General features: G+C 56.1%; 15 protein-coding genes and 1 pseudogene. 6 read left to right on the top strand and 10 right to left on the bottom strand.

Annotated elements, in window-relative coordinates; translation table 11 throughout:
• Window positions 1–26 precede the first annotated feature (26 nt).
• From EPD59_RS22430 to ispG, 6 genes are all read right to left on the bottom strand, one after another.
• Complete coding sequence (locus EPD59_RS22430) at window positions 27–215, bottom strand: HAD family hydrolase (protein ID WP_240731734.1); 189 nt, start codon at window positions 213–215, stop codon at window positions 27–29.
• A complete protein-coding gene (locus tag EPD59_RS09950) occupies window positions 215–709 on the bottom strand; it encodes an HAD family hydrolase (RefSeq protein WP_240731701.1) in 495 nt (164 codons plus the stop codon). Before EPD59_RS09950 ends, EPD59_RS22430 begins: the two co-directional genes overlap by 1 nt.
• Window positions 710–773: 64 nt before the next feature.
• Window positions 774–1,448 carry an NAD-dependent epimerase/dehydratase family protein gene (locus tag EPD59_RS09945; RefSeq protein ID WP_133272637.1) on the bottom strand — a complete coding sequence of 225 codons (675 nt, stop codon included), beginning with the start codon at window positions 1,446–1,448 and terminating at the stop codon, window positions 774–776.
• A gap of 169 nt (window positions 1,449–1,617) precedes the next feature.
• A complete protein-coding gene (locus EPD59_RS09940) occupies window positions 1,618–2,043 on the bottom strand; it encodes a hypothetical protein (RefSeq protein WP_133272636.1) in 426 nt (141 codons plus the stop codon).
• 204 nt (window positions 2,044–2,247) lie between these two features.
• On the bottom strand, window positions 2,248–2,622 hold the full coding sequence (locus EPD59_RS09935; protein WP_133272635.1) for a hypothetical protein: 375 nt from the start codon (window positions 2,620–2,622) through the stop codon (window positions 2,248–2,250).
• Window positions 2,623–2,645: 23 nt separating this feature from the next.
• Window positions 2,646–4,631, bottom strand: a complete 1,986-nt coding sequence (ispG, locus tag EPD59_RS09930; protein ID WP_133274652.1) for a (E)-4-hydroxy-3-methylbut-2-enyl-diphosphate synthase — start codon at window positions 4,629–4,631, stop codon at window positions 2,646–2,648.
• A gap of 246 nt (window positions 4,632–4,877) precedes the next feature.
• Here ispG and EPD59_RS24090 point away from each other — a divergent pair.
• Window positions 4,878–6,091: pseudogene (locus EPD59_RS24090) on the top strand (lactonase family protein).
• Between the two features lie 8 nt (window positions 6,092–6,099).
• Here EPD59_RS24090 and EPD59_RS09920 read toward each other — a convergent pair.
• The gene (locus EPD59_RS09920) at window positions 6,100–7,092 is read right to left on the bottom strand and encodes an NAD(P)H-quinone oxidoreductase (RefSeq protein WP_133274651.1); all 993 of its coding nucleotides are present in this window, start codon (window positions 7,090–7,092) and stop codon (window positions 6,100–6,102) included.
• Window positions 7,093–7,292: 200 nt separating this feature from the next.
• Here EPD59_RS09920 and EPD59_RS09915 point away from each other — a divergent pair, with 200 nt between their 5' ends.
• From EPD59_RS09915 to EPD59_RS09905, 3 genes are all read left to right on the top strand, one after another.
• Window positions 7,293–7,646, top strand: coding sequence for a hypothetical protein (locus EPD59_RS09915; protein WP_133272634.1), 354 nt, complete (start codon window positions 7,293–7,295; stop codon window positions 7,644–7,646).
• A gap of 441 nt (window positions 7,647–8,087) precedes the next feature.
• Entirely contained in the window at window positions 8,088–8,630 is a 543-nt protein-coding gene (locus EPD59_RS09910; protein ID WP_133272633.1) for a hypothetical protein, read from the top strand.
• A gap of 188 nt (window positions 8,631–8,818) precedes the next feature.
• Window positions 8,819–9,253, top strand: a complete 435-nt coding sequence (locus EPD59_RS09905; protein ID WP_133272632.1) for an STAS/SEC14 domain-containing protein — start codon at window positions 8,819–8,821, stop codon at window positions 9,251–9,253.
• Between the two features lie 193 nt (window positions 9,254–9,446).
• Here the strand turns inward: EPD59_RS09905 and EPD59_RS09900 are convergent, their stop codons facing one another.
• Window positions 9,447–10,514, bottom strand: coding sequence for an SDR family oxidoreductase (locus tag EPD59_RS09900; protein ID WP_133272631.1), 1,068 nt, complete (start codon window positions 10,512–10,514; stop codon window positions 9,447–9,449).
• 165 nt (window positions 10,515–10,679) lie between these two features.
• Here EPD59_RS09900 and EPD59_RS09895 point away from each other — a divergent pair, with 165 nt between their 5' ends.
• Together EPD59_RS09895 and EPD59_RS09890 are read left to right on the top strand one after the other, a co-directional pair.
• Window positions 10,680–11,597, top strand: coding sequence for a DUF5996 family protein (locus EPD59_RS09895; RefSeq protein WP_133272630.1), 918 nt, complete (start codon window positions 10,680–10,682; stop codon window positions 11,595–11,597).
• A gap of 130 nt (window positions 11,598–11,727) precedes the next feature.
• The gene (locus tag EPD59_RS09890) at window positions 11,728–12,294 is read left to right on the top strand and encodes an NADPH-dependent FMN reductase (RefSeq protein ID WP_133272629.1); all 567 of its coding nucleotides are present in this window, start codon (window positions 11,728–11,730) and stop codon (window positions 12,292–12,294) included.
• 97 nt (window positions 12,295–12,391) lie between these two features.
• Here EPD59_RS09890 and EPD59_RS21850 read toward each other — a convergent pair whose 3' ends face one another.
• On the bottom strand, window positions 12,392–13,204 hold the full coding sequence (locus EPD59_RS21850) for a pyruvate kinase (protein WP_240731732.1): 813 nt from the start codon (window positions 13,202–13,204) through the stop codon (window positions 12,392–12,394).
• A gap of 254 nt (window positions 13,205–13,458) precedes the next feature.
• Complete coding sequence (locus EPD59_RS22425) at window positions 13,459–14,280, bottom strand: pyruvate kinase (protein WP_240731700.1); 822 nt, start codon at window positions 14,278–14,280, stop codon at window positions 13,459–13,461.
• Between the last annotated feature and the right edge of the window lie 241 nt (window positions 14,281–14,521).

Raw genomic sequence — 14,521 nt, 5'->3', positions numbered from 1 at the left:
GAGCTACTACGAAGGTTAGCAGAGGCTTATGTGGTTGCGGGCGAACTTATGGGCGTTGAAAGGCGCAGAATCATCTCCGCATTAAGTTGTCGCAAATCCGACACAACTTGGTCGGCGTGGCTTAAGTCCTGTCCGCCCGAATGTGGGCTGCTGTAGCCGATACAGTACATACCGGCGGCTTTGGCCGCCGTCACGCCGTTGGCCGAATCCTCAATTACCAGACACTCCTGCGGGGCTTACCGGACAGTTTGGCGGCGTGCAGGAAAAGCGCCGGGTTGGGCTTCGACTGGGGGAAATCTTCCCCGCTGACTATGTTATCGAAGTATGGATACAGCCCAAAGCGCTCAAATACCCGATGAATCGTCTCTTTGGAAGCCGACGAGGCCAGCTGTAGCGGGACGCCCGCGTGGTGCAAATCCTCCACTAGTTCGCGGGCGCCGGGCAGCAATTCCAAGTCGGTCGACTCGTCAAAGGCCTTGCCGAAGAACTCGCGCTTGCGGCTCATGAGCGTTTCTACATCCTGCCTCAGCCCAAATTCCTGCTTGAACTGCTGGTACATATTGCGGGTAGAGGAGCCCAGAAAGGTGGCGTATTTCTCGTCCGTTAGCGTTACGCCCAGCTCGGCGAAGTGCTGAAAAAAGGCATCGCGGTGCAGCGGCTCGGTGTCAACCAGCACGCCGTCCATGTCGAAAATGACGGTTTGAATCATGTAGAAGGTAATTATCGGACAGATGTAGTACGCCTTCTACGAGAATTTGCCCCCCACAGCCAGCCTACGCCGAACCATTGGCCTTCGCCAGCGCCACAATATCCAGCACTTCCAGCACGCGTTTGGGATATCCGTGGCGCACGGCATTGATCATTGCCTGGCCCATTTCCTGCAAGGTGGAAACGTACTTGGGGAACAAAGGCCGAAACACCGGATACAGCCAGGATAAGTAAGCGTAAGCAGAGAGTGTGTTTTTCAGACCTTTCGTAGGCTGCATAAAGCCGGGGCGAAACATGTACGCTTGCTTGAAAGGCAACTGCAACAGGGCGTTTTCGGTCTGGCCTTTTACCCGCGCCCACATCAGCTTTCCTTTGCCGGTGCCATCCGTCCCCGTGCCCGACACAAAGCAGAACGTGAGGTCCGGATTGCGCTGCAACACCGTTTGCGCGAAGTGCATGGTCAAATCGAAGGTGATGCGACGATACTCCGGTTCCTTCATGCCCACCGACGACACGCCCAAACAGAAAAAGCAAGCATTGTAGCCCGTCAGCTGGTCTTGTATGGCCGATAAGTCGTGGAAGTCGCGGTGCAAGATTTCGCGCAGCTTAGGGTGGTTTAGGCCGTAGGGCTTGCGGCTGATGGACAGCACCTGCTCCACGTCGGGGTCGTTGAGGCACTCGTGTAACACACCTTCCCCCACCATGCCCGTCGCCCCAGTTAGTATTGCTCTGATCTTCATGCAGCGGTAGACGTTCAGCCACGCAAGATGTTTTAAGCAACAAGGCGGTTAACTAAAAATGCCCCCCACCGAAACCAAAAGGACCCGAATGACAACTACTGCCTTCCGGGTCCTTCTTCTAACTTGTACGTAGAGTAGGTCGTCTGTTCTGCTCAGAAGACCAGCATTGTTACTCTTTACGCCGCCGTGTAATCACGTAGTACTGACCGGGGCTCGTGGTGATGTTTGTGCGGTACTTCCCATCTTTTGAATCCCAGACGGCTTCATCGGTTTGCTCGTTGCGGGCATTCAGTTTGGTTTGCATTTTCAAGAGGCTAACCGAGTCTGCCAAGGCCGTCAGCGTAGTCACACAAACATCATTGCGATACCCAAAGCCAATCGTGGCATTCTCCGGGTTCTTATCGCCGGCCTGATACCATTCTATGTCACTGCCATCGGCGGCCATGTCCACGCGCAGCTTTTTGTATTTCCTGTCGCGCTTGCGCACGTCCTTCTTGATGGCCTTTCTATCCTTGCCGATGGACTGAATATCCTGGGCCTGCGCAGCGGTAGCGCACATGAGGCACACCAGGATCAATGCAAATAGGTTCTTCATGGTTTCTAGTCGAGCCGAACCAGAAAGCAAATAACGGACCTTTTGTAAAAGCGTTGATTCTCTCAGCATCCATTTGAGTCAATAAAACTGTCATGCTGAGCTTGTCGAAGCATCTCTACCGGTTAGTATTCTCAACGAAGCGGTAGAGATGCTTCGACAAGCTCAGCATGACAATATTCCGCTCCAACTTTTGGTTACTCCCAATTAAATCGACTTATATAATGTATCTTGTTTAATATAAATTATATTCCCACCATTCTGCCAGTAATATTGACCAATTACTTTAACGTACACACTATCATTATTTATTATAGAAACTGAAAAAGGAATTGTATCTTTTCTTTCTAATTTGTCTTTATCAAACCAAATCGCGTACCCATTATTAACTCCTATACTATCTATAAATGATTTGTTTTCAATCATCTCATTTTTAATAGCGAACATAAAATCGGGAATTTCAGAATAAGCTTTGAGTAAAATTATCGAAACAACAGTGAGTAAAATAATAATACCTACTATCATTATTCGGAGCGTTAATCTATCAACGTACTTATAAATCTTAATTAAATCTTTAAGCATATGCTCTTATTATTTTAAAATACTTACACCCCTACCGGCGCTTCCAACCGCACGGGCTCAATCCAGCGGCCGTCTTCGCGCATGAGCTCAATTAGCTCATCCACGGCTAGCTCTTCGGGCACGGCTTTCTTAATGACATCCTGGCCGCGGTAGAGGGCAATTTTGCCTTTACCTACGCCCACGTAGCCATAGTCGGCGTCGGCCATTTCGCCGGGGCCGTTCACGATGCAGCCCATGATGCCGATTTTGACGCCCTTGAGGTGGTCGGTGCGCTTGCGGATCATGGCGGTGGTTTCCTGGAGGTCGAACAGGGTGCGGCCGCAGCTGGGGCAGCTGATGTACTCCGTCTTGGACATGCGGGTCCGTGCCGCTTGCAGGATGCCGAAGGAAAGCTGGTTGAGCTGGTCGATGGTGGGCAGCCACTTCTCTTTGGCGCGCTCAGGCAGTAATTCGGTGCTGAGCACCACGCCGTCGCCAAGGCCGTCCAAGAGCAAGCCGCCAACGTCGGTGGCGGCGTAGAGTTGGGTTTGCTCGGGCGTGAGCACCGGATACTGGCGATTGATAATCACCGGGTTGGTCACGCCCTGATTGATCAGCCGGAAAAACGCCCGCCGCAGCTCCGGCATAGCATGGGCGTTATCGGTGTAGAGGATGATGACAGCTGTGGCGTCGGCGCGGAGCTGATCAAGCGTTGGCGGCGTGAGCGACTCCAGGTTCTGGAACACGAAATTCAGCTCCGGGTGAGCCGGGCCAGCGGTGGCATATTCAGCTTGGGTGAGCACCGGGAAATGGTCGGTGCGGCGGCCAGCGTCGAGCCAGGCTTGATAGTCAACTACTTCCTTCAGGCCATTGGGCAGCATGAACGGCACCGGGCGCTGGCCGCTGTAGATGTAGTCGGCGCCCAAGTCATTCATTTGAAACTTGTCCAGAAACACGGAATACATCTGCCCCACGGCGCGCAAATCGGCATACTCCACCGACGACAGCCGCGAGATATCGGCCATGACCCGCGGCACATTTTGCCCCCCAACGTTCAGCACTTCGCGCGTGGTGCGGCGGTGGTACTGGAACGGGTCGATGGGTACTTCCGTCACGGGCGCAATGGGCTTGGCGTCGGCGGCGCGGGTGGTGTAGCGGTCAATCAGGGCTTTGGCAACCGGCGCTTCGGCTTCGGGCGCTTCGGTGAGCGACACGCGCACGGTGTCGCCAATGCCGTCTTCCAGCAACGTCCCGATACCCACGGCTGACTTGATGCGTCCGTCTTCGGCTTCGCCGGCTTCGGTTACGCCTAGGTGCAGCGGGTACGGTTGCAGTCCTTCCTCGTCCAACTTTTGCACCAGCAAGCGGTAGGCTTGCACCATCACCTGGGTGTTGGAGGCCTTCATGCTGAGCACCACATCGTAATAGTTCTCCTCCTCGCACAGCCGCAGAAACTCCAGCGCCGACTCCACCATCCCCAGCGGCGTATCGCCGTAGCGCGACAAAATACGGTCGGACAAAGAGCCGTGGTTAGTCCCGATGCGCATAGCCGTGCCGTACTGCTTGCAAATCTGGACCAGTGGGCGGAACCGCTCCCGGATGCGGTTTACCTCGTCCTGGTAGGTAGCGTCGGTGTACTCAATGAAGTCGAATTTCTTCTTGTCGGCGTAGTTGCCGGGGTTTACGCGCACTTTCTCCACGATGCGGGCGGCCAGCTCGGCGGCGTTGGGCGTGAAGTGGATGTCTGCTATAAGCGGAACGGTGCAGCCGCGCTTGCGCAGCTCCTTCTTGATTTCCAGCAAGTTCTGGGCCTCCTTCATGCTGGGCGCCGTGATGCGCACATACTCGCAACCCGCCTCTACCATGCGCAAGGTTTGCTCCACCGAGCCGAGCGTGTCCATAGTGTCCACGGTGGTCATGCTCTGCACGCGGATCGGGTTTTTGCCCCCCAGCGGCACATCGCCAATCTTGACTTCCCGCGAAAGGCGGCGTTGGTACTCGGTGAGGCTGGGGCAATAGGTTTTATTCATCATCGGGGGGCAATTTTCTGGGTAGAAAACCAGCAGGGCGAAGGGAAAGTTGCGGCGCCGCAAAGGTACAAGCTATGGGCGGCTTCCGGGAAGGGTTGAAGTCTGAAAGAAGCAGCAAGCAATTATTGCGCTATCCTTCTGTAGAACTTCGCGCAACTGCAGTGATGCAAAATAGTGTGCTTCAACTTATAGGCTATCGTTAGCTACCGCTTACCTTGCTTTTCCTTACTCCCACCTACTGCTCCTATGGCCTTCACCCCTTACTCCCGCCGTCATTTTCTACAAGTTGCTGGTTTAGGACTGGCAGGATTACCCTTAGCGCTGTCCAGCTGTGCGTCGGTTATAACGGCCGAAAAAGGCCCCCAGAGCCAAGAGGAGTACTTAGTGTACGTCGGGACGTATGCCAAGCCGGAGGAAGACAGCATTTTTCTGTATAAGCTCAACGTGAGCACGGGCGCCCTCACCCGTTTGGGCGCTACTAAAGGCGGTGCCAATCCCTCCTATCTGGCTCTTGATTCGCGGCATGAGCATCTGTATGCCGTCAACGAAACCACTGATTTTCAGGGCAAAGCCAGCGGGGCCGTTAGTGCCTTTGCAATTGATCAAAAAAGTGGGCGACTCGCTTTTCTGAATCAGCAGTCGGCGCTGGGGTCGGCACCGTGTTACATCAGCCTGGATAAAATGAACCGCTACGCCTTGGTGGCCAGCTACCTGGGGGGCAATGTGGGCATGCTGCCTATCGAGCCCAACGGCGAGCTGGCCCCAATCGCCGACACGAGGCAGCACACGGGTTCCAGCGTTCACAAAAACCAAAAAGCCCCCACGCCCACTGCATTCTGCCCGACCCGGCCAACCGCTTCGTTTTTGCGGTAGACTTAGGCACCGATAAAGTGTACGGCTACCGGCTCGATGCGAAAGAAGACGCTCTGGAACCGAGCGCAACGCCGGCCTTTACGGCCGCGCCAGGCGCGGGCCCGCGTCACCTCACATTTCATCCCGGCGGCCAGTTGGCGTACCTCATCAACGAGCTAAACTCGACCATCGCGGCCCTGCGCTACGATGAAGGCGCCGGCACCTTCCAGGAAATTCAGACGCTCACCACGCTCCCTGCCGACTTTAAAGGCGAAAATTCCTGCGCCGACATTCACGTATCGCCCAACGGCGAGTTTTTGTACGGCTCCAACCGTGGCCACGACAGCCTAGTTGTGTACGCCATTGACATTCCGAGCGGACGCCTCACGCTGGTGCAGCACGTGCCCACACTCGGTCAGAAGCCGCGCAACTTCACCATCGATCCGACGGGCCAGCTTGTGTTGGTGGCTAATCAGGCTACTAACAACATTGTTACTTTTCGCGTTGATAGAGAGACTGGTAAGCTTACGCCCACTGGCAAGTCGGTGCAGGTGCCAGCGCCTGTATGCCTGCAAGTGGTAGAAGATTTTACCCGCGGCAACGCGTAAGGCAGCATCTAGGCTTGCTTATAGGTTTCGCGTACCCGCAGCATAATCTTGCCGATATGCGCGCTGCTTTCCATGAGCTGGTGCGCGGCCGCGGCTTCCTCAAGCTCAAACACTTTGTAGATAACTGGCTTAAAAAGCCCCCCAGCGAGTAGTGGCCACACATTTTCTTCCACCGCAGCCGCCAGCGCAGCCTTGAAATCGGCGCTGCGGGGCCGCAGGGTGCTGCCAGTAATAGTGAGGCGGCGACGCATGATTTCCAGAGCGTTGAACTCGGCTTTAGCGCCCTGCATAGCGTTGATGAATACAAGGCGGCCATCGTCGCGGAGCAGGCGCAGGTTTTTGGGAATATAGTCGCCGCCCACCATATCCAGAATCACATCAACGCCGCCTTCGGCTTGTAAATCGGCTTCAAAATCGGCGGTTTTGTAGTTAATGCAGCGCTCGGCGCCCAGAGCGTGGCAAGCCTCGCACTTTTCATCGGAGCCGGCCGTCGCAACTACGCGGGAGCCCAGCGCGTGCGCCAGTTGAATGGCCGTGATGCCGATGCCACTACTGCCGCCGTGCACCAGCAGGGTTTCGCCAGGCTGCAGCTGACCACGCTGAAATACGTTGTGCCACACGGTAAATACGGTTTCGGGCAATGACGCTGCCTCCACAAAGCTCCAACCCGCCGGTACGGGCAGGCAGTGGCGGGCATCTACTGCTACATACTCGGCATAGCCACCCACCGCCACCAACGCACACACCGCGTCGCCTTCGTGCCAGCGCGTTACGGCCGTGCCGCAGGCTGCCACCGTGCCGGCCACTTCCAACCCCGGAATCAGGCCTTCCACACTGCCGCTACCCGCGTATTTGCCTTGTCGCAGCAACACATCCGGCCGATTCACGCCCGCCGCGTGCACGCGCACCAGCACCTCGTGGTCGGCAGGCTGAGGCCGCAGCCGCTGCCCACTATGCAATACTTCCGGCCCACCCGCCTGCGCGACGATGATGGCTTTCATGTGTTCTGATTCCATGTGCGTTTTCGGTGTTCGTCAAGACTCAGTAAGTGCGTTATAAAGACGTCAGGTCGCGTTTCTACCACATAAACGCACTTTAATTACCAAACGCTGCTCAAACTTTTCCTGCCCGACCCAAAACCACCGTATCTTTTGGCTGCCTTGCGCCTACGCCTCATCTGGGGGGCTTTTTTTGCTTTGTTATGAAAAAAATAAACCTGTTTCCGACCATCTTCAGCGCCGCCCGCGCCACCGGTCTTCGCGCCTGGCAAACTGGTTTGCTCTTCCAAAAAGTAGCTCGCACAGCCCTCGATACCATTCAGGATGTACTGCGAGCAGAAATAAAAAAAGGAAACGCGCAGCTGGTCGCCGACTTTCTGGCCGATAAAGCCCTGCCTGCCGCCAAAGCTCTCCTGCTCAAGCGCATGACAACTCGTTTGCTCATGCGCATTGGCTTGCGCGGCGCCCTGGCCAGCAGCGTCGTAGGCTGGATTCTGCCGTTTGTGCTGGAAAAAATGATTCAAGTAGGCGTCAAAACCGGCTTTTTGAGAAAGTAAAAAACCACGATACCGTTACGGATGCTCTGCATCGCCTAGACGAGCTCAAGCGTGCCGTCTGGAAAATTATTGCGCCCGATGCTGGCAGCAGCGCCGAGCTTCTCCCCGACGATGCCCCTATGCCTCCTGCTTTGCCGACACCCAAGCCATAGCAAGCGTGACAGCTGAGAAGCGCAATGCTTCACTGCTTTAACAACGGTTTGTATCGGAAACACGCTAAAATATATTCTTATAGGTTTATATATCAGTTATTTATAAAAACACAAGATAGCGTTTAAGGGAATTTATATCCTCCGGTAAAAACCCAAACCAACACCCGAAAGCCTGTTAAAAAAGCAAAATTAGGCTTGAAAAAAGCCCCCCAAAACATATATCTACTGCTAGAATATAGTAGATTTACCGCTCCGTGGATCTTCTGCCATTTCGCACACTGGGCTGTCTATGAAAAAGCTGGTTATTTTCCTGGGATTACTAGCTTGGTCTGGACAAAGTAGCCAAGCTCAAAGCGTTAGAGCCAAGAAAGCGACGCGCGTTGCCTCACCTTCGTTGCGCGCCCTCGATAGTCAGAATGGGTTCGGCAAAGCCACTTTCGGAGACGATATCAGCAAGTTTCGCGACCTGGAGCTGGTCAGGACCGACCCCGCTACCCAGACGCAGTTTTATAACTACCTCACCGACAATCTCAAAGTTGGTCCTCACCGCCTCACCGGCATCACTTACGGCTTTTACAAAGACAAGCTCTATTATATCGAGCTGCGTATGATGGGTGAAGCCAACTGCCGTGGCATTCGGGAGCTACTCAGCTCGCAATACGGCCCTTCTAATAGTCCTGGCCAGGCACAAACCTCTTGGTGGCTCGGCCAACAGGTAACACTGCGCTACACCGAAGCCCCCGTGGGCTACGCAACCATCGTGTTAGGCAGCAACCAACTCGCAGGTCAGCGCCTGGCTCAGCGCAAAGCTGTCGCTTCGCCAGCCGTTTAAGTTAGTTTCACTTTAGTGTACTTGCTGTAACACTTCCACTTCCCTCGTGGGGGGCAAATTTGTCTGCCTTGCCGGGCCGAGAGTTTTGGCACTCTTTAAATCGCGTTATTCCAATCAGCTTGCCGATAGCTGGGCTTTTACTGACTACTTAGCCTTTCTTCCAAGACTGGCCTTTTACGTATCGTCCCATGCCCACAGAAATAGTTAACGGATTCGGTAAAGTTTATCTCACCATTGAGTACGATGCCGTCAACCGCTGGGTCTACAATAACTGGATCGGCTACCAGACGTACATCGACGTAATGGCTGGTGCCGATGCCTGCCTGCACCCTCTTCTGGCCCACGCCTGTGCTTATTTGCTCAATGACAACCGGCAGGTAATTGGCCCCTGGGACCACGCCGTGGAGTGGATTGTCACTAATTGGGCACCTCGTGCCATTGCGCAAGGCCTCACCCATTTCGCCCAAGTTGTGAGCCCCGAGTCGATGGCTGCCCTTTCGGCGGAGGCGATGCACATCGGCATTGGTGAACGTCTGCAAATGCGCATGTTCGGTGATATTCAGGAAGCACGAGCCTGGCTAAGGCAAGTGCAAGGGCAGGAGGCCAGAATGAAGCAAGCGTAGCCAGCTAGGTTCCGTTTTCAGTGCGGAGAGAAAGCCTTGGTACCCAGCTGTAAGCCAGCGAATACCACTAAAAAAGCCGTTCTCATAAGAAAACGGCTTTTTTAGTAATACTTACTTTCTCCAGCTACCCATGTAGCTTTGGTAACAATGGCCACAGGCTGCCCCCACCTGTGTTTGTCATCCAAAAGCCCACCTACGGAATGAGTCGGTCGGTGCGGAGCTGCGCAAACAGGTCAAAGAACGATTCGTCGGAGCGCTGATACACCGTGAAGCCCAACTGCCGACTTTTCGACATATCGGTCATTACTTCAATCGGCCGGCCAAGGTCCAGGTCGGTGTGCCAGGGAGAAGCCAATTGGCTGAGTTCAGACACTTTGAGCTGGTGTCGGGCCGCCATATCGCGCCACAGCGACGCATCATCGGCCATTTCCGCTTCCAAAGGGTGCACCGTGCCGTCAAAGCCAGCCGCTTCAACGCCAAACCAGGCAGCCAGCCGAGGCCAGAGCCAGCTCCAGCGAAAGTAGTCGCCGTTGGTAATGTTAAAAGCCTGATTCTTTGCGGCCTCCGTCGTGGCAGCCCACGCCAGCTGTTTCGCAATTACGCGCGCATCGGTTACGTCGGAGAGGCCGTTCCATTGGGCTTCAGAGCCGGGCCAGCGGAATAGCCGCCCCGTTTCCTTGCAAATACTGGCGTACACGGCCAGCGTGGTACCCATGTTCATCAGGTTGCCCACGGCCTGACCAATGATGGTGTGCGGGCGGTGAATGCTCCAGCTAAAGCCGTCGCGCGCGGCGGCAGCGTACACCTCATCTTCCTGAGCGTAATAGAAATTCTCGATGGGCAGCCGGGGCTGCTCTTCCCGCAAGGGAGTAGGTGGCAGCGAACCAGCCCGGGCGTAGGAATCGAAGGGGCCGAGGTAATGCTTGAGACCAGTGACCAGCGCTACATGCTGCACTGAGTGCTTCGGGCTGAGGGCATTCAGCAGATTGCGCACCATGGCTCCGTTCACACGAATGTTTTCGGCTTCGGTGTCCTGACGCATCCAGCTGGTAAGAAAAACGTGCGTAGGGGCTATGTCGGCCAGGGCCGTATCTAGGCTTTCGGGCCGCAGCAAGTCGGCGGCTACGGGCCGCAGCCCGGTCACATCATCTTTGGGAGTACGAGCCAGGCCATAGGTAGTCCAGCCCTGCGCGAGCAGCTCCCGGGCCAGATTGCTGCCGATAATGCCGCTGGCACCAACAATTAAGGCGATTTTAGTCATAAGGGTACGTACGGGAAAGATGACCTAGGGTATGAAACCACCAACAGGGCCCGTAGAAAGAAGTAGTTTGCGCTTATTGAATTTCCGACGACATCCGTGCTCCCTGGCTAGGCTACCGCGCCGAGGCTAGGAGGATTTGTTGTTGGTTCCGCTTATCTTTTCTTCATGACAGACAACACCTTAGCCGCGCCCTGGCCCGCCTTGCCGGCCGACAGCTGGACTGACACGCGCGCAACGCTGCATCGGTGGACGCAAATTGTGGGCAAAACCCGCCTAGCGCTAAGTCCGATGCTCAATCATTGGTGGCAGGTGCCGCTCTACGTCACGCCTCGGGGCCTCTCGACCGGACCCATGCCTTACCCGGCAGGCAGCTGTGAGGTCGTGTTCGATTTTCGGGTGCATCAGCTGCGAATCCATACTTCTGATGGCCGTACCCGTGAACTGGCGCTGGAGCCCCAATCTGTTGCCGATTTCTACCAAGCCTATCGCAGCCTGCTGCGCGAAGCTGGCATTGGAGTGAAGATGTGGCCGGTGCCCGTGGAGATAGAAGATACTACTCCATTTACCCAAGATCAGGCCCATCGCGCCTACGACGCCCCTGCCGTGGAAACATTCTGGGATATCCTACTGCGCACCGATCAGGTATTGCAGGAGTTTCGCGGCCGCTTCCAGGGCAAATGCAGCCCGGTGCACTTCTTCTGGGGAAGCTTCGATTTGGCCGTCACGCGCTTTTCGGGCCGGCCCGCGCCTCCTCATCCGGGCGGCATCCCCAACCTAGCCGACTGGGTGACCCGCGAGTCATATTCGCAGGAGCAGATTGCCGCCGGTTGGTGGCCCGGTGGCAATGGGCAGGAAGCGGCATTTTATAGCTATGCCTATCCTAGCCTGCCAGAACTGGCCAACGCGACGATACAGCCTGCGGGGGGCTTTTTTAGTCGAGAGATGGGAGAGTTTTTGCTGCTTTACGAAGTCGCGCGCACGGCTCCCGATCCGCAGCAAGCGGTGCTCAGCTTTTTACAAAGCACCTACGAAGCGGCCGCAACCCTCGCCCATTGGGACCGCGCCGTGCTGGACAGAGCGTAGCCTACACATTTTGCTGATGCAGTACTTCCAGCCTCGGCAGCCTGCAGCTTATTGGGCAAATTTGCCCCCACGCTTGTGCTTAGACAAATAATTTCTATTCTCACGGGCGTTACCAACCAAACACCCCATTATGTACAACCTGAAAATCATTACCGCCACCGTCCGCCCAAGCCGCAAAGGGCCTATCGTTACCGAATGGGTTGCGCAGAAGGCGCGGCAGCATGGTGAGTTCAATGTGGAGGTCTTGGATCTGCAAGCCATTAACCTGCCCCTGATGAACGAGCCCCACCACCCGGCCCAGCTGAAGTATGAGCACGAGCACACGAAGCAGTGGAGCGCCCAGATTGCGGCCGCCGATGCCTTTATCTTCGTGACAGCCGAATACAACTTCAGTTACCCCGCACCCTTGCAGAATGCGCTGGAATATCTGGTTAAGGAATGGGGCTACAAGGCGGCCGGCATCGTGAGCTACGGCGGGGTATCGGCGGGTACGCGGGCTTGGAATGCGCTCAAAAATGACCTATCCTCCTACCGTATCGTGCCGCTGGTGGAGGCCGTAAACATTCCCTTTTTCACCGAATTCATTCAGAACGACCATTTGTTGCCGAACGACATTTCGGAAAAAGCACTCGACGCAATGCTCCGCGAATTAGCCCGCTGGACAAAAGGGCTGAAAAGCATTCGGGAAAACCAGTAACCCGCTTCTCTGCTGCTTTAGGGGGCTTTTTTGCGGGTTTTCTTGGTTGATGTAGCTTCTGAACGCAACGCATCGGGATAGGCGGCCGCTCACCCATTTATGAGTTAGCGGGTTCCAGATGCCAGGTGGTATGAGCCACGTGGAGGCTGCGCAGCATGGAGCTTTTCTTACGCTGGTGCGCCTGCATGCGTCGCAAAATGCTGTCGAGGGTTTGCACTGCCTGCATTACGCGGGGCCCTTTGTTGAGCATTACGCATTCAGCCCGGTCGCTCATGGCAGCGTCCGTCACTTCGGCCCGCGAAGGCAGTCCGCCACTGGCTAGGCTTTCCAGCACTTGCGTCGCCCAGATAACAGGCACATGCGCTGCTTCGCAAAGCCACAATATTTCTTCCTGCACCTCGGCCAGCCGCTCAAAACCACACTCTACGGCCAGGTCGCCGCGCGCTATCATCACGCCACAGCTGCCCGCCTGCATGGCGCTGAGCAGTAAAGCGGGTAGCTGCTCGAAGCCGCGCTGGGTTTCGATTTTGAGAATAATCGCGACCGTGCGCTCACTCAGGCGGGCCAGGTGCTGCTGCAGCTGCTCCACTTCCGCGGCCTTGCTCACAAACGAAAGGCCGACCATATCGGCGTGCTGAGCAACAAAAGCCAAATCTTCTAGGTCTTTCGCCGTTAGGGAAGGAAGAGGTAAGTTGCTGTCGGGCAGATTGATACCTTTATCATTGCGCAGCTTTTCGCCTTTGGCCCGGGCCTGGGTGATGCGCACGTGCACGGTGTCGGGCTCCACGCGGTCCACCACGCCCCCAATTTTGCCATCGTCAAACCAAATTCGCTCGCCCGGATTCACATAGTCGAGCACTTCTGGAAGCGCGCAGCCAATTACGGCCGGCGGCAAATCGGCGCCTGGCATCCCGTCAGTCACGGCAGTGGGCAGCGGGCGGCGGGTAAGCTGCAGCTGGTCGCCGGGGCGAAGCAGTAAGAAAGACTCTGAGCGGGGCATCTCCTGGAGCATAGCTTTCGCCTTCGGCCCCCGAAAGCGGGTACTGGGCACCAGATACGCCGTTTTGCGCAACTCCGCCCAGCAACCTTCGGCACTTCTGCTGCGCACGCGCAGCTTGCGCTTGGTGCCCCGAGAATCGCGAAACCGAATGACGTCGCCGGGGCTTAACTGCTGTAGCCACTTGCTGGGGAAGAACAGGCGCACCGTTCCAGTTGCCTGCGCCGTATGCGGCAAATCCCGACTGGTAAGCCAGAGGCGGACCGGCGCCAGCACGCGGCCAAAATCGTCGCGCACGGGGCTGACCCGCAGCACGGCCGGTGCGGGGGCAAGCCGGTTGTGCGGAGCTTTGCGCCGCCTAAGTCCATACTAATCTTGCAGGTTCTGCCCACCTCCTGCTCCGCTTGGCGCAGGTGGTCAATCATTTGCTGCCATGCAGTCCGATCATCGTGCGCGCAGTTGATGCGCGCGCAGTCCATACCCTGACGCAACAGATCCCGCACGAGTGGATAATCAGTGGCTGCTTCGGTGGGCAAGGTGACCATAATGCGCACGTCGCGGGCGGCAGGCACTGGCCCCAGTACGGCTTCACTGTGCTCTGCCAATAAAAGCCCCCCACTCGTAAAGTCGGGCGCAATAGCGCCGGGTGGCGGCGGATGAGGTATACCAGGTTGGGCCAGCTCGTGCAATACGGCCAGTACGGCGTCTACGCTGGCCAGAGCATGGGCCTCGGCACGCCCTAAAGATGATAGGCCCAGCACCGCCAGCCGCTGTTGCAGGGGGCGCAAATCGGGGCGGCGCAGCGCCAGATAATGCAATAGGTTGTGGGCGCTAACCAGAAAATTGGGATGTACCCGCGTCAGCCTGCTCCCGGCCAGCCCGACTCCGCTTACCATATCCTGACGCAAGGTGGTCAGCTCAGCCAGCAGCTGGGCTATTTCGGCGCCATTGCGGTCGGCAAAAAGCGAAGATGCGGGTTGTTCGGTCATAGCAAGTAGCAAAAAAGCCCCCCAAACTCAGACGCACAATTACGTCGCGGCGAGCAACCAAACGAAGAGATGAAGCCAGCACCAATAGCCTTAAAACACAAGTTATTATTTTATTAGTTTAATTTTGTGACTAGCTTAGCTTTCAGCGCTGGTATCCTTTCTGCCTTCTCTATCTCTTACGCATTTGGTTAAAAGAGCGCGAGTTACAGCCGCTGTATTTGATTCGCTTTCTCCACGTTAC

Source organism: Hymenobacter radiodurans, assembly GCF_004355185.1.
Classification (GTDB): domain Bacteria; phylum Bacteroidota; class Bacteroidia; order Cytophagales; family Hymenobacteraceae; genus Hymenobacter; species Hymenobacter radiodurans.
Note: the sequence above shows the minus strand (reverse complement) of the source record. Positions and strands in the feature narration are given on the sequence as shown.